We start from the raw sequence: 14,233 nt of genomic DNA, 5'->3' as shown, positions 1-14,233 counted from the left end.
GGCCTAATTGTTAGGTAAACCCAAAGTAAGGTAACACGGTGGACGAGCAGCGCCCGGGTGAGCGTCATCGCCTCATCGACGAGGTCCGGGCGACCGGTGAGATGGTCGCGAAGTTCTTCGTCCACGAGCAGCTGGGCCCGATCCTCGGCTCGACGCTCACCATGCAGCAGCTCAGGCTCGTCGCGCTCCTCGCGAGCCACGGCCCGCTCGGTGGCCACGACCTCGCCCGGCACCTGGACGTCTCGATGCCCACGGTCTCCGGCATCGTCGACCGTCTCGTCGAGCGGGGGATGGTCGAGCGGCGCGAGGACCCCACCGACCGGCGCGTGCGGCTCACGGCGCTGAGCCCCGCAGGTCAGGCCTTCGTCGCCGAGCACGACGCCGCCGGGTGGCGGGTGGGGATGGAGATCCTCCAGACCCTGGACCCGGAGGACCTCCGGGCGCTCGCGCGCGGCCTGGGAGCCATGTGGGCGGCTGTCGAGGCCAAGGCGAGCCGTGAGGACGGGTGCCTGCCGGAGGGCTGCGCGGGCGGGCCGCGGCTCGCCCCGTAGGCTGGTGGGATGAGCGCAAACCTCCCCATCGCGTCCGGTTCCTTCGGTGACGAGCCGGCCCTCACCTTCCCGGGCACCCCGGCGCCCGACGGCCTGCAGGTGACGGTCCTCGAGGCCGGTGACGGCGCGGCCGTCGAGCCGGGCGACACCATCGTCGTCAACTACCACGGCCAGGTCTGGGACGGCGCGGTCTTCGACAGCTCCTACACCCGCGGCTCGACCATCTCCTTCCCCATCGGGATGGGCATGGTCATCGGCGGCTGGGACGACGGCCTCGTCGGCAAGGCGATCGGCTCGCGCGTCCTCCTGTCCATCCCGCCGGAGCACGGCTACGGCTCGCGCGGCGTCCCGCAGGCAGGCATCGGCGGCGAGGACACCCTCGTGTTCGTCGTCGACATCGTCGGCGTCGAGTAGCCGCGCCTCACCCCTTCACGCACTGTGCGCCCGCCGGCTGCACCATGCGCCCCGTCGACCGGGAGCATGGTGGCCCGACGGGCGCACAGTCGTATGTGGGTGCCGGGGGACCGGCTCAGGCCGGGGGCAGGACGTCCTGCTGGGCGGGGACCTGGTCCTGCCGCACCAGACCCACGGGGCAGCTGAAGCCGTTGGGGCCGTGGTTGCAGTACCCGCCCGGGTTCTTGTGCAGGTACTGCTGGTGGTAGTCCTCGGCGTAGTAGAAGGTGCCCGCGGGGGTCAGCTCGGTGGAGACCGGGCCGTGGCCGGCGTCGGCCAGCACGCGCCCGAAGGCCTCGGCGGTGAACTCGGCCGCCCGCTGCTGCTCCGGCGTCGTCCAGTAGATCGCCGAGCGGTACTGGGTGCCGACGTCGTTGCCCTGACGGTTCGGCGTCGTCGGGTCGTGGTTCTCCCAGAAGGCCTTGAGCAGGCGTTCGGGGTCGGTGCGTGCGGGGTCGTAGGCGACGAGCACGGCCTCGGTGTGCCCCGTGCGGCCGGTGCACACCTCCTCGTAGGTCGGGTAGGGCGTGAAGCCGCCCTGGTACCCGGCTGCCGTCGTCACGACACCGTCGAGCTTCCAGAAGATCCGCTCGGCGCCCCAGAAGCAACCCATGGCCACGTAGAGCACCTCGGTACCCGCGGGCCAGGGGCCGCGCAGCGGCGTGCCGAGGACCTCGTGGCGCTCGGGCACGGTGAAGCCGGGGACCTGGCGCCCGGGCAGCGCCTCCTCGGCGGTGACCATACGAGGCTCGGGACGGAAGAACATGTGACCTCCAGCAGTGAGAGACGCCGACTGCCGCGGGGGGACGGCAGCCGGCGCCCATTTACAACACCACGGCCACCTGGGTATTCCCTGGGAGGCTGAGGCCGGTCCTCTAGGCTGTGGCTCGGCTTGTTCACCACGTCGATTGCGGGGCCCATGTCCGAGAACGCGCCACCCGGGTGGCTCTCCCGGCTGATCCCTGCCCGCCGCAGCGACTCCCTCGAGGAGCCGCCGGTCGTCGCGCGCGTGGTTCATGAGTCGCGCCTCGGGGAGGACGACTCCGCCGAGCTCGCCGTCCCGCTCCCGGTCCGCGCGGCGGCCGCCTGGTCCTGGCGGGTGCTGGCCATCGCCGCGGCGGCGGCTCTCGTCGGCTACCTCGTCGTCGTGTTCAAGACGGTCGTCGTGGCCTTCGTCGTCGCGATCCTCCTCGCCGTGCTCCTCGACCCGGTCTCGGCGTGGCTGCGCAAGCGGATGCGGGTCCCGCGCACGCTCGCGGCGATGGTCACGCTGCTCGGCACGCTCGCCGTCGTCGTCGGCCTGCTCACGATGGCCGGCCGTTCGGTGATCGCCGGCTTCACCGACCTCGCCGACCAGGCCACGCAGGGCTTCGGCGAGCTGCTCAGCTGGCTCTCCGACGGACCCCTCGGGATCGACGAGGCCCAGTTGCAGGCGTGGCTGGACGAGGGGATGGCGACGCTCGAGTCGAACTCGAGCGCGCTCGTGTCCGGTGCGCTGGCCGCGACGACCTCGGTGACGCAGGTCGCGGCGGGTGCCGTCATCTCTCTTTTCTGTCTCTTCTTCTTCCTCCGGGAGGGGCGGCGCATCTGGCAGTGGTTCGTCCGCCTCGCGCCGGCGCGCACCCGTGAGCGTGTCAACGAGGCGGGCATCCGCGGGTGGATCACCCTGGGAGGCTACGCCCGCACGCAGATCCTCGTCGCTCTCGTCGACGCCATCGGCATCGGTGTCGGCGCCGCGATCCTCGGCCTGCCGCTCGTCCTGCCACTGGCGGTCCTCGTCTTCCTCGGCTCCTTCATCCCGATCGTCGGTGCCCTCGTCACCGGCTCGGTCGCGGTGCTCGTCGCGCTCGTCGACCAGGACCCCAAGACCGCTGTCATCATGCTCCTCGTCGTGCTGCTCGTGCAGCAGATCGAGGGCAACGTCCTGCAGCCGTGGCTCATGGGCAACGCCGTCTCCCTCCACCCGGTGGCCGTGCTGCTCGCCGTCACCGCGGGCACGGGCGTCGCCGGCATCCTCGGTGCCCTGCTCGCCGTGCCGGTCGCGGCCGTGATCAACACGGTCGTCCTGTACTTCCACGGGCACGACAAGCACCCGAGGGCGGCCACGGACTGGCACCGGCCGGGCGGCCCGCCGGGGACGCTCTTCCGGTCCATCGCCGACTCCTACGCCGCGGCCGAAGGGGACGAGCATGACGACGACGCCACCGCCAGCGCCTCCGTCACCGTCGGGGAGCCCGAGGACGACGAGGAGCCCGCGGGAGGGTCGCCGTCGCCGTGAGCGAGATCAGCCTCGCCGACGTCGAGGAGGCCGCCGCCCTCCTGAGCGGCGTCACGAACCGCACCCCGGTGGAGAGGAGCGGTGCGCTCAGCGGCGTGGCGGGGATGCCGGTGCTCCTCAAGTGCGAGAACCTCCAGCGCACCGGGTCCTTCAAGCTGCGCGGCGCCTACGTGCGCCTGTCCCGGCTCAGCGTGGAGGAGCGGGCACGCGGCGTCGTCGCCGCCAGCGCCGGGAACCACGCGCAGGGCGTGGCCCTCGCTGCGCGGGAACTCGGCATCTCGGCCGTCGTCTACATGCCCGTGGGGGCTGCCCTGCCCAAGCTGGCGGCCACCCGCGGCTACGGCGCCGAGGTGCGCCAGGAGGGCACGGACATCGCCGGTGCGCTCGTGGCCGCGCAGCGGGAGGCGGCGGCGAGCGGGCGGGTCTTCATCCCGCCCTTCGACCACCGCGACATCGTCGTGGGCCAGGCGACGATCGGTCTGGAGGTCCTGGACCAGGTGCCGGACCTCCGCACGATCCTCGTACCGACCGGGGGAGGCGGACTGCTCGCCGGGATCGCCGCGGCCGTCCACGCGCGTGGCGCGGACGTGCGGGTCGTGGGCGTCCAGGCGGCCGGGGCGGCGGCCTTCCCCGCCTCGCTCGCCGCCGGGCGGCCGGTGCCGCTGGAGCGGATGAGCACGATCGCCGACGGCATCGCCGTCCCGCTCCCCAGCGAGCTGACGCTCGGGATCGTGCGCCGCCACGTCGCGGAGGTCCGGACGGTGAGCGAGGAGGCGATCTCGCGTGCACTGCTCGTCCTCAGCGAGCGGGCCAAGCTCGTCGTCGAGCCGTCCGGCGCGGTGGGGGCGGCCGCACTCCTCGACGGACCCGCGGGCCTCGAGGGGCCCGTCGTCGTCGTCCTGTCCGGCGGCAACGTCGACACCCTCGTGCTCCACCGCATCCTGCGGCACGGTCTCGTGGCCGCGGGGCGCTACCTCCAGATGGAGGTCCGTGTCCCCGACCAGCCCGGCTCCCTGGCGGGGCTCGTCGGCGTCCTCGCCGCCACGGGCAGCAACGTCGTGAGCATCCGGCACGACCGCACGGCCGCCGACCTCGGCGTGGCCGAGGTGCGGATCGGCGTCGAGGTGGAGACGAAGGGCACCGACCACTGCCACGAGGTCGTCACCGCCCTGCGCGACGCCGGCTACGGCGTCCGGTCCGTCGAGTAGAACGCGGGAGCGGGGTGCCGGTGGCCGCAGCCACCCGCACCCCGCTCGGGCGTGTCGCGCCGTCAGCCCGTGAAGGGCTTGACCTTGACGATCTCGACGGCGATGTCCTTGCCGTTCGGCGCCGTGTAGGTCACCGAGTCGCCGGCCTTCTTGCCCACAATCGCGGCGCCGAGCGGCGACCGCTCGGAGAGCACCTCGACGTCGACGTCCTGGGCGGCCTCACGGGAGCCCAGAAGGAAGACCTCCTGCTCACCGGCGACCTTGGCCGTGACGACCATGCCGGACTCGACGACGCCGTCGTCGGCCGGGGCCTCCCCGACCTGTGCGTTGCGCAGCAGCTCGGTGAGCTGGACGATCCGGCCCTCCATCTTGCCCTGCTCCTCGCGGGCGGCGTGGTACCCGCCGTTCTCCTTGAGGTCACCCTCGGCGCGGGCCGCCTCGATACGCTCGGTGATCTCGGCGCGGCCGGGCCCCGTGAGGTGCTCGAGCTCTGCCTTGAGGCGGTTGTACGCCTCGGCGGTCAGCCAGGTGGTCGCTGTCTCGGCCACGTCTCCTCCTTCATCCAACACATAAAATCATGAGCCTCGGCCGCTGGTCGGGCCGAGGCTTTCGGGGGTACGCGCTCGCCGCGACGGGCGACGCTGCGCTGCTCGCCGTGCGGGGCGATGGCGTCAGGATAGCAAATCCCGTCAGGCGGACACCGGACGTGGCGGTTCTCGTACCTCAGGAGCCCGTCTCGCGGCAGCCGGACACCCGCGCGCCCGTGGCCGGCTCGGTCGTGGCGACACGTGCGGTGACGAGGGTGGTCCGTTCCTGCGCCGGGCCCACGGGCACGCGTGCCACCCCCACCTGGGCGAAGGACCCGTTGAGTGCCAGGACCGTGCACTCCGCCGTCGTGCCGGGCTCCATGTGGGCCACGAAGGTGACCTCGACGGCGGAGTCGTCGACGACGGTGAAGGCGGCACCCTCGGTACGCACCGCCTCGTCGGTCGAGACGACGGCGAGGACGACGAACGCCCCCACGGCGAGGACGGCCAGGACGGCCAGGAGGAGACGACGACGGCGCAGGGTCGCGGCGTCGGGCGCTGCTCCGTAACGCTCCTCGAGGGCGGCGCGCTGCTCGTCGTCAGGGGTGCTCACGCTCCCATTGTCATCCATGGCTCTCGTCACCTGCGTTGCCCCCGGGCGTCGCGGCAGGCGAGAATCGATGCCGGTCCAGATCAGGAGGAGACACAGTGAGCGAGCAGTTGCGCCTCATGGCGGTGCACGCACACCCCGACGACGAGTCGAGCAAGGGTGCCGCGACGATGGCGCGGTACGTGGCCGAGGGCCACCGCGTCCGGGTGGTGACGTGCACCGGCGGCGAGCGGGGCGACATCCTCAACCCCAAGCTCGCCCACGACGAGTCGATCCTCGCCGACATGCTCGCCTACCGCCGTCGGGAGATGGCGGCGGCCGCCGAGGCGCTGGGGATCGAGCACACGTGGCTCGGCTTCGTCGACTCCGGGCTGCCCGAGGGGGACCCGCTCCCGCCGCTGCCCGAGGGCTGCTTCGCGCTCGAGCCGCTCGAGGTGCCGGTCGAGGCGCTCGTGCGGGAGATCCGCACCTTCCGCCCGCATGTGATGACGACGTACAACGAGGAGGGGGGCTACCCCCACCCCGACCACATCCGCACCCACGAGATCTCCGTGGCGGCCTTCCACGCGGCCGCCGACCCGGAGCAGTTCCCCGATGCCGGACCGGCGTGGGAGGTGTCCAAGCTCTACTACGACGTCGGATTCTCCCTCGACAGGATCAAGGCGATCTCCGAGGCCATGCACGCGCGCGGGCTCGTCTCGCCCTTCGAGGACTGGCTCGAGCGGGCGGCGACCCGCCCTCAGCGCACCGTCACCACCCGCGTGCGCTGCGAGGACTACTTCGACCGCCGCGACGAGGCGCTGCGGGCCCACGCCACGCAGATCGACCCCGAGGGCTTCTTCTTCGAGGTGCCCCGGGACATCGAGCGGGAGGTGTGGCCGGTGGAGCAGTTCGAGCTCGCCGAGGTCCGCGTGCCGGTGGAGATCCCCGAGGACGACCTCTTCGCGGGGCTGCGTAGGCTGAGCGCGTGACCCCCGCCCTCCTCACGCCGCTCCTCCTCGCGCTGAGCGCGCAGACCCCCACGCCGCCCGCGCCGGACCCGGAGATGACGATCTACACCGTCACGCCCGGCATCGCCGGCTTCATCGCCTTCTTCGTGCTCGCCTTCATCGGCTGGCTGCTCTTCCGCTCGCTCACCAAGCACGTGCGCAAGGTCGAGCACGAGGGCCGGCGCCGGACGGAGCGCGAGGCCCAGGAGCGGGAGGCCGGCCCGGGCCGCTGAGTCAGGCGACGGCAGCGACGGCGAGCGCGACGGCGGCGTAGTGGCACCCGTAGCCGCCCACCGTGCCGACGTGGAAGATCTCGTGGAAGCCGAACCAGCGCGGGCTGGGGTTGGGTCGCTTCGTGCCGTAGACGACGGCGCCCAGGGTGTAGCAGGCGCCGCCGGCGATGACGAGCCACATGATCGTCGGGCTGCCGGCGCGGGAGAAGTCCGGCAGGAACCACACGGCCACCCACCCCAGGGCGACGTAGATCGGCACGTAGAGCCAGCGCGGGGCGCCCAGCCACAGCACCCGCATGAGGATGCCCGCGATCGCGCCCACCCACACGACCGTGAGCAGCACCCGCGCGGTGTCGGCCGGGAGCAGGAGGACCGCCAGCGGGGTGTAGGTGCCGGAGATCAGCAGGAAGATGTTCGAGTGGTCCAGGCGCCGCAGCACCGCGGCGGTGCGCGGGGACCACGTGCCGCGGTGGTAGACCGCGCTCGTGCCGAACAGGAGGACGGCGGAGATCCCGAACACCGCCGTCGAGACGGTTGCCGCGCCGGGCGGCGCGAGGGCGACGAGGACGATGCTCGCGACGAGGGCGAAGGGCGCCGTCCCGGCGTGGACCCAGCCGCGCAGCCGCGGCTTGACGGCCTCCGTGACCGCCTCGGCCACGTCCGCGATCTCCTCGGCGGCACGACGGGCAGGGGGAGTGTCGGGTGCCAACCGGCACCTCCTTCCGGTGGGACGGAGCGACAACCTACGCTGCCGTAACTTACGCCAGCGTAGTGGACGGGACCACCGTGCCCTACCCGCCGTCGGAGTAGCCTGGGCCCGTCGTCCCGCCCCGTCGTCAGGAGTGCCCCAGGACATGCGGCCCCACCGCCTGCTGTACGGACTGTACGAGCGCCGTCTCGCCCGCCGGCTCGACCGGTCCGCCACCCCGCGGCACGTCGGGGTCATCCTCGACGGCAACCGCCGCTGGGCACGGGCGCTGGGAAACCCTGCCTCCCACGGCCACCGCAGGGGCGCGGACAAGATCACCGAGGTGCTCGGCTGGTCGGAGGACGCCGGCGTGCAGATCGTCACCCTGTGGATGCTGTCCACCGACAACCTCCAGCGCGACGCCGACGAGGTCGCCGAGCTGCTCGAGATCATCGCCTCCGCCGTCGACACGCTCGCCGACTCCGGCCGGTGGCGGCTGCGCGTCGTCGGGGCCCTGGAGCTGCTGCCGCAGGCCGTGGCCGAGCGGCTGGCCCGCGCCGTCGAGCGCACGGCCCACGTGAGCGGCCTGCACGTCAACGTCGCCGTCGGCTACGGCGGTCGGTACGAGATCACCGCGGCCGTGCGCTCCCTGCTCCACTCCTACGCCGCGCAGGGGCTCAGCCTGGAGGAGGCGGCCGAGGCGCTGAGCGTCGAGAGCATCGCCGAGCACCTCTACACCAAGGGCCAGCCCGACCCGGACCTCGTCATCCGCACCTCCGGCGAGCAGCGGCTGGGCGGCTTTCTCCTGTGGCAGAGCGTCCACAGCGAGTACTACTTCTGCGAGGCCTACTGGCCTGACTTCCGCCGGGTGGACTTCCTGCGCGGCCTGCGTGACTACACCCAGCGCGAGCGCCGCCTCGGCCGCTGACCCCGCCCCACCCCCCGCACAAACCCCGCATATGCGGGATATCGGCAGTCTTTCGCCGATTCCCACCGCATCAATCCCGCATATGCGGGGGTGGGGGGCGGGTGGAGTCTCGGTGGACTTCTGCTGACCTTGGGTGTGTCGCGGGGCCCGCGCCGCGCCTGCGGGCCTAGCGTCGGGTGTGACGGGCAGCACACCCGCCGCCCTCCGGGAGGCCACCGATGGACGTGACGTTCGCAGGGGCCGCCGGCCCCGCCGGCAGGCCGCTCGCCCTACTCGCCGCGCCCGGCACGGCCACGGCCGGTGCGCCGGAGGGAACCGTCATGACCCTGACCCACCCGGACCCGCTCGCGGACCTCGCCCAGGCGCAGCTGTCCGAGACCGCCGTGCGCCTCACCTACGTGCTGGACACCTCGGTCCTGCTCTCCGACCCGCACGCCATCGGGCGCTTCGCCGAGCACGACGTCGTGCTGCCGGTCGTCGTCGTCACCGAGCTCGAGGGCAAGCGCCACCACCCCGAGCTCGGCTACTTCGCCCGGACCGCGCTGCGCCTCCTGGACGACCTGCGCGTGCGCCACGGCCGCCTCGACGTCCCGGTCCCCGTCGGCACCGCCGGCGGCACGCTGCGCGTCGAGCTCAACCACTCCGACCCCGAGGTGCTGCCCTCGGGCCTGCGACTGGGCGACAACGACACCCGCATCCTGTCCGTCGCGGCCAGCCTCGCCGCGGAGGGCCACGAGGTCGCCGTCGTCTCCAAGGACCTGCCGATGCGGGTCAAGGCCTCCGCGCTCGGCATCCCGGCCCAGGAGTACCGCGCCCAGCAGGTCGTCGCCTCCGGCTGGACGGGGATGACGACGGCGGACCTCACCGACGAGGAGATGGCCACCCTGTGGGGCGAGGAGCAGCTCGAGACGGCGGGCCTCGCCCTGGCGGACCACCTCACCGAGGAGCTGTGCCACACGGGCGTCGTGCTCCACTCCGGGCGCGGCTCGGCCCTGGGCCGGGTGACGTCGGACGGCCGGCTGCGTCTCGTCCGCGGTGACCGGGAGGTCTTCGGGGTCCACGGACGCAGCGCGGAGCAGCGCGTCGCGATCGACCTCCTCACCGACCCCGGCATCGGGATCGTCTCCCTCGGCGGCCGCGCCGGCACCGGCAAGTCGGCCCTCGCGCTGTGCGCGGGCCTGGAGGCCGTCCTCGAGCGGCGCGAGCACCGCAGGGTCGTCGTCTTCCGCCCGCTCTACGCCGTCGGCGGCCAGGACCTCGGCTACCTGCCCGGCACCGAGGCCGAGAAGATGGGTCCGTGGGCCGAGGCCGTCTTCGACACCCTCGGGGCGCTCGTGGACCGCAACGTCCTGGACGAGGTGCTCGCCCAGGGGATGCTCGAGGTGCTGCCCCTCACCCACATCCGGGGACGGTCGCTGCACGACGCCTTCGTCGTCGTCGACGAGGCGCAGTCCCTCGAGCGCAACGTCCTGCTCACGGTGCTCTCCCGCATCGGGCAGAACTCCAAGGTGGTCCTCACCCACGACGTCGCCCAGCGCGACAACCTCCGCGTGGGGCGCCACGACGGCGTCGCGGCCGTCGTCGAGATGCTCAAGGGCAACCCGCTCTTCGCGCACGTCACCCTCACCCGCTCGGAGCGCTCAGCCATCGCCGCCCTCGTCACCGAGGTCCTCGAGGAGGGATCGCCCGTCATCTGATCCTCACCCCGCCCCTCGCGAGGAGGGGCGGGGCTGGGGTTAGTCGAGCCCGGAACGACTCAGCTCTCGGCGCGAAAAAGGGCGGGGCGGGGGCTACTCGAGCTCGGCGGCGGTGGGCGGGTTCGCGCCCGCGCGGGAGACGGTGACGGCGGCGACCGCGGCGGCCCGCTCGAGCACCGTCCGCAGCGTTGCCGCGTCGACGGCGCGCAGGCGCTCGCGGCGGTCCGCGCCGACGAGGTCCGCGCGGACGAGGGCGTCGATGATGCCGCCCATGAAGGAGTCGCCGGCACCGACCGTGTCGACGACGGTCGTGCGCGGCGCGGGGACGCTCACGGCGAGGTCGTCGGCCGCGTACGCCTCGGAGCCCTCGCCGCCCTTCGTCACGACGACGACGGCAGGCCCCAGGGCCAGCCACGCGCGCGCGACGTCGGCGACGGGCTCACCGGGCGCGAGCCAGGCGACGTCCTCGTCGGAGACCTTGACGACGTCGGAGCGCGCGACGAGCGCCTCGACCCGCGCCCGGGCCTCGGCCGCGGAGCCCATGATCGCGGGGCGCGCGTTGGGGTCGTAGGTGACGGTGGCCGTGCTCGCGACGGCGTCGAGCAGGCGGGCGGTGCGCGCGGCGGCCGGCTCGAGGACGGCGCTGATCGAGCCGGTGTGGACGAGGCGCGGGGCGCGCCCGGCGAGGTCCGGCAGGTCGCAGGTGATGTCGAACTCGTAGTCGGCGGCCCCGGCCTCGTCGAGGCGCGCGAGGGCGGTGGAGGTGCGCGAGGCGCCGTCGGACCCCGGGGCGACGGACACGCCGTCGCGCTCCAGGTGGGCGCGCATCCGCTCCCCGCGCTCGTCGCGGCCGAACCACGTGGCGAGCTCGACGTCGTGCCCGAGCCGGGCCAGGCCGACCGCGACGTTGGCCGGGCTGCCGCCCACGTGCTCGACCGGCTCCTCACCGGTGCGCTCGACGATGTCGATGAGGCTCTCGCCGAGGACGAGGAGGGGCGCGGTCACTTGTCCTCCTCCGTTGCCTGCTGCGCCTTGGCGAGGCGCTCGCGCGCGCCGTCGAGCCACTGCTGGCAGCGGGCGGCGAGCGCCTCCCCGCGCTCCCACAGGCGCATCGACTCCTCGAGCGTGGCCGCGCCGGTCTCGAGGCGCCGGACGACGTCCTGGAGCTCCTCGCGGGCCTGCTCGTAGCTGAGTGACTCGACGTCGGGGGTGGTCATGCGCCCAAGTCTGGCAGAGCCGCCGCTGTGCCCCGGGCGACCGTCGGGACCTTCGCCTCTGGAGCCGTCAGGTTCCCGTCCGTAGCGTGGGAACTGGGTCGACGCGGACCCGGCCAGCACATGAGTCCGAGACCACGGAGCCCACGGTGAGCATCGACACGACCCCCGCAGCACAGCAGGACACGGGCAGCAGCCCGCGCCCGCAGATCGACCGGCTCGTCGCCCGTGCGGCGCTGGCCGCGTCCGCCTACGAGTCCTTCACCCAGGAGGACGTCGACCGCATCGTCAAGAAGGCGTCGGTGGCGGCCCTCAACCAGCACGGTGTCCTCGCGCGCCTCGCCGTGACCGAGACCGGCCGTGGTGTGTTCGAGGACAAGGCGGTGAAGAACATCTTCGCCTGCGAGCACGTGACGAACTCGATGTCGGGCATGCGGACGGTCGGCGTCGTCGGCCGCGACGAGCTCAACGGCATCGTCGAGATCGCCGAGCCCGTGGGCGTCGTCGCCGGGATCACCCCGGTGACCAACCCGACCTCGACGGCGATCTTCAAGGCCCTCATCACGCTCAAGACCCGCAATCCCATCATCTTCGCCTTCCACCCGGCCGCCCAGGAGTCCTCGGTGGCGGCCGCGCGGGTGGTGCGGGACGCCGCGGTGGCCGCCGGGGCGCCGGAGCACTGCATCCAGTGGGTGAGCGAGCCCTCGCTCGAGGCCACCCGCGAGCTCATGCACCACCCCGGCGTGGCGATGATCCTCGCGACCGGCGGCAACGCGCTGGTCAAGGCCGCCTACTCCTGCGGGAAGCCGGCCCTCGGGGTGGGCGCGGGCAACGTCCCGGCGTGGATCGAGGCCAGCGCCAAGCTGCCCCGGGCGGTCAACGACATCGTCCTGTCCAAGGCCTTTGACAACGGCATGGTGTGCGCCTCGGAGCAGGCCGTCATCATCGACGACTCCGTCTACGACGCCGCGCTCGCGGAGTTCGCCCGGCTCCACGCCTACCGCGCCACCCCGGCCGAGAAGGCGATGCTCGAGCGTTTCATCTTCGGCGAGGAAGCGGGGGAGGCGGCCTGCTCCGGGGCGCGGCTCAACGCGGCCGTCGTCGGTCGCAGCCCGCAGTGGATCGCGGAGCAGGCGGGCTTCACCGTTCCCGCCGACACCTCGATCATCCTCGCCGAGGTCACCGGTGTGGGGCCCCGCGAGCCCCTCACCCGCGAGAAGCTGTGCCCCGTGCTCGCCGTGCTCCGCGCGGCGGACCGGGAGCACGGCATGACGCTCGCCGAGCAGATGGTCGAGCTCGACGGTCTCGGCCACAGCGCCGCCGTGCACACCGAGGACCGTGCCACCGTCGAGGAGTTCGGCTCGCGGGTCAAGGCCGTGCGGGTCATCTGGAACTCCCCGGCGTCCCTCGGCGGCATCGGCAACATCTACAACTCCTTCCTGCCCTCCCTCACCCTCGGCTGCGGCAGCTACGGCGCGAACTCCGTCTCGGGCAACGTCTCGGCGGCCAACCTCCTCAACATCAAGCGGATCGGCCGGCGGAACAACAACCTCCAGTGGTTCAAGGTGCCGGCCAAGACGTACTTCGAGGCCAACGCCATCCGCTACCTCGAGGACATGCCCGACGTCCACCGCGTCACGGTCGTCACCGACGCGACGATGACCCGCCTCGGCTTCGTCGACCGGGTCCTGGACGTCCTCGGCCGCCGGCCCGGGAAGGTCGCCCTCCAGATCATCGACGACGTCGAGCCGGAGCCGTCCATCACCACGGTCGAGCGGGGGGCGAGCGCGATGCGGGAGTTCCGGCCCGACACCATCATCGCGCTCGGCGGTGGCTCACCGATGGACGCGGCCAAGGTCATGTGGCTGCAGTACGAGCACCCGGACGTCGTCTTCACCGACATCCGTGAGAAGTTCTTCGACGTCCGCAAGCGGGCCTTCAAGTTCCCCGCCCTCGGGGAGAAGGCCAAGCTCGTGTGCATCCCGACGACGTCGGGCACCGGCGCGGAGGTGACGCCCTTCGCCGTCATCACCGATCCGGCGACGGGGGTGAAGTACCCGCTGGCCGACTACGCGCTCACCCCGACCGTCGCGATCATCGATCCGGCCCTCACCGGCGAGATGCCCGCCTCGCTCGCCGCGGACTCCGGCTTCGACGCCCTCACCCACGCGACCGAGGCCTACGTGTCCGTCTACGCCAACGACTTCACCGACGGGATGGCGCTGCACGCGATCCGGCTCATCTTCGCCAACCTCGCCGAGTCCGTGAACGGCGGCCCGCGGGCCGCCGAGGCACGGGAGAAGATGCACAATGCCGGCACGATCGCCGGCATGGCCTTCGGCAACGCCTTCCTCGGCATCGTCCACGCCATGGCGCACACCGTCGGCTCGACCTTCGGCCTCGTGCACGGGCGGACCAACGCGACCCTGCTCCCGCACGTCGTCCGGTACAACGGGACGGTCCCCACGAAGCTGACGAGCTGGCCGAAGTACGAGTCCTACGTGGCGCCGGAGCGCTTCCGGGAGATCGCCGAGGCGCTGGGGCTGCCGGCCCGGACCGCCGAGGAGGGGGTGGAGTCCTACGCCCGGGCGGTGGAGGAGCTGCGGGCCGCGGTCGGGATTCCTGCGTCCTTCGCGGCGCAGGGCGTCGACGAGCGTGCCTTCCTCGAGGGCTTGGACGACCTCGCGATGCGGTCCTACGAGGACCAGTGCGCCCCGGCGAACCCGCGCATGCCGATGCTCGAGGACATGAAGGACCTCATGGCGGCCGCCTACCACGGCACCTCCTTCACGCAGGTGCGGGAGGCGCGTCTCGCGGTGGAGGCGCAGGCCCTCGTCTGACGGCGGGGGGGCCGCCC

At 72.7% G+C, this 14,233-nt stretch carries 14 protein-coding genes and 1 pseudogene; 9 read left to right on the top strand and 6 right to left on the bottom strand.

From position 1 onward, the window contains the following. Positions 1–38: 38 nt before the first annotated feature. A complete protein-coding gene (locus M3148_RS15655; protein ID WP_251305664.1) occupies positions 39–551 on the top strand; it encodes a MarR family winged helix-turn-helix transcriptional regulator in 513 nt (170 codons plus the stop codon). Positions 552–560: 9 nt separating this feature from the next. Further along, positions 561–965 (top strand): FKBP-type peptidyl-prolyl cis-trans isomerase, encoded by a 405-nt coding sequence (locus tag M3148_RS15650; RefSeq protein WP_251305663.1) that lies wholly within the window; start codon positions 561–563, stop codon positions 963–965. Positions 966–1,080: 115 nt separating this feature from the next. On the opposite strand, the gene msrA is transcribed toward M3148_RS15650, so the two are convergent. Next, positions 1,081–1,770, bottom strand: coding sequence for a peptide-methionine (S)-S-oxide reductase MsrA (gene msrA / locus M3148_RS15645; protein ID WP_251305662.1), 690 nt, complete (start codon positions 1,768–1,770; stop codon positions 1,081–1,083). A 153-nt stretch (positions 1,771–1,923) separates the two neighbouring features. Between msrA and M3148_RS15640 the strand changes: the two genes are divergently transcribed. Then, on the top strand, positions 1,924–3,282 hold the full coding sequence (locus M3148_RS15640; protein ID WP_285884992.1) for an AI-2E family transporter: 1,359 nt from the start codon (positions 1,924–1,926) through the stop codon (positions 3,280–3,282). Positions 3,283–3,287: 5 nt separating this feature from the next. Further along, positions 3,288–4,490 (top strand): annotated as a pseudogene (gene ilvA, locus M3148_RS15635) (threonine ammonia-lyase); the annotation flags it as partial. Positions 4,491–4,552: 62 nt separating this feature from the next. On the opposite strand, the gene greA reads toward ilvA, so the two are convergent. Both greA and M3148_RS15625 read right to left on the bottom strand, forming a co-directional pair. Continuing rightward, positions 4,553–5,038, bottom strand: a complete 486-nt coding sequence (greA, locus tag M3148_RS15630; protein ID WP_251305660.1) for a transcription elongation factor GreA — start codon at positions 5,036–5,038, stop codon at positions 4,553–4,555. A 175-nt stretch (positions 5,039–5,213) separates the two neighbouring features. Beyond that, positions 5,214–5,630, bottom strand: coding sequence for a DUF4307 domain-containing protein (locus M3148_RS15625; protein ID WP_251305659.1), 417 nt, complete (start codon positions 5,628–5,630; stop codon positions 5,214–5,216). Between the two features lie 95 nt (positions 5,631–5,725). Here M3148_RS15625 and mca point away from each other — a divergent pair, with 95 nt between their 5' ends. Continuing rightward, positions 5,726–6,598: a mycothiol conjugate amidase Mca gene (mca, locus tag M3148_RS15620; RefSeq protein WP_251305658.1), complete on the top strand. Its 873-nt coding sequence runs from the start codon at positions 5,726–5,728 to the stop codon at positions 6,596–6,598. Next, positions 6,595–6,849 carry a hypothetical protein gene (locus tag M3148_RS15615; protein WP_251305657.1) on the top strand — a complete coding sequence of 85 codons (255 nt, stop codon included), beginning with the start codon at positions 6,595–6,597 and terminating at the stop codon, positions 6,847–6,849. Before mca ends, M3148_RS15615 begins: the two co-directional genes overlap by 4 nt. A gap of 1 nt (position 6,850) precedes the next feature. Here M3148_RS15615 and trhA read toward each other — a convergent pair whose 3' ends face one another. Further along, a complete protein-coding gene (trhA, locus tag M3148_RS15610; protein ID WP_251305656.1) occupies positions 6,851–7,558 on the bottom strand; it encodes a PAQR family membrane homeostasis protein TrhA in 708 nt (235 codons plus the stop codon). 145 nt (positions 7,559–7,703) lie between these two features. Between trhA and M3148_RS15605 the strand changes: the two genes are divergently transcribed. Continuing rightward, complete coding sequence (locus tag M3148_RS15605; RefSeq protein WP_251305655.1) at positions 7,704–8,465, top strand: isoprenyl transferase; 762 nt, start codon at positions 7,704–7,706, stop codon at positions 8,463–8,465. A gap of 320 nt (positions 8,466–8,785) precedes the next feature. Then, the gene (locus M3148_RS15600) at positions 8,786–10,162 is read left to right on the top strand and encodes a PhoH family protein (RefSeq protein WP_440136962.1); all 1,377 of its coding nucleotides are present in this window, start codon (positions 8,786–8,788) and stop codon (positions 10,160–10,162) included. A 93-nt stretch (positions 10,163–10,255) separates the two neighbouring features. Here M3148_RS15600 and M3148_RS15595 read toward each other — a convergent pair whose 3' ends face one another. Both M3148_RS15595 and M3148_RS15590 read right to left on the bottom strand, forming a co-directional pair. Continuing rightward, positions 10,256–11,167 (bottom strand): carbohydrate kinase family protein, encoded by a 912-nt coding sequence (locus M3148_RS15595; protein ID WP_251305653.1) that lies wholly within the window; start codon positions 11,165–11,167, stop codon positions 10,256–10,258. Then, positions 11,164–11,379: an exodeoxyribonuclease VII small subunit gene (locus M3148_RS15590; protein ID WP_251305652.1), complete on the bottom strand. Its 216-nt coding sequence runs from the start codon at positions 11,377–11,379 to the stop codon at positions 11,164–11,166. The genes M3148_RS15595 and M3148_RS15590 overlap by 4 nt, the downstream gene beginning before the upstream one ends. Before the next feature lie 152 nt (positions 11,380–11,531). Between M3148_RS15590 and adhE the strand changes: the two genes are divergently transcribed. Beyond that, positions 11,532–14,216, top strand: a complete 2,685-nt coding sequence (gene adhE, locus M3148_RS15585) for a bifunctional acetaldehyde-CoA/alcohol dehydrogenase (protein ID WP_440136961.1) — start codon at positions 11,532–11,534, stop codon at positions 14,214–14,216. Positions 14,217–14,233 lie beyond the last annotated feature (17 nt).

The sequence above is a fragment of the Georgenia satyanarayanai genome (genome assembly GCF_023715365.1).
Classification (GTDB): Bacteria; Actinomycetota; Actinomycetes; order Actinomycetales; family Actinomycetaceae; genus Oceanitalea; species Oceanitalea satyanarayanai_B.
Note: the sequence above shows the minus strand (reverse complement) of the source record. Positions and strands in the feature narration are given on the sequence as shown.

What these genes read in the sequence shown, in the direction of transcription:
- M3148_RS15650 (WP_251305663.1), top strand. Translation starts at nt 561, where the DNA reads ATGAGCGCAAACCTCCCCATCGCGTCCGGTTCCTTCGGTGACGAGCCG.
- msrA (WP_251305662.1), bottom strand. Translation starts at nt 1,770, where the DNA reads ATGTTCTTCCGTCCCGAGCCTCGTATGGTCACCGCCGAGGAGGCGCTG.
- M3148_RS15640 (WP_285884992.1), top strand. Translation starts at nt 1,924, where the DNA reads ATGTCCGAGAACGCGCCACCCGGGTGGCTCTCCCGGCTGATCCCTGCC.
- M3148_RS15605 (WP_251305655.1), top strand. Translation starts at nt 7,704, where the DNA reads ATGCGGCCCCACCGCCTGCTGTACGGACTGTACGAGCGCCGTCTCGCC.
- M3148_RS15600 (WP_440136962.1), top strand. Translation starts at nt 8,786, where the DNA reads ATGACCCTGACCCACCCGGACCCGCTCGCGGACCTCGCCCAGGCGCAG.
- M3148_RS15590 (WP_251305652.1), bottom strand. Translation starts at nt 11,379, where the DNA reads ATGACCACCCCCGACGTCGAGTCACTCAGCTACGAGCAGGCCCGCGAG.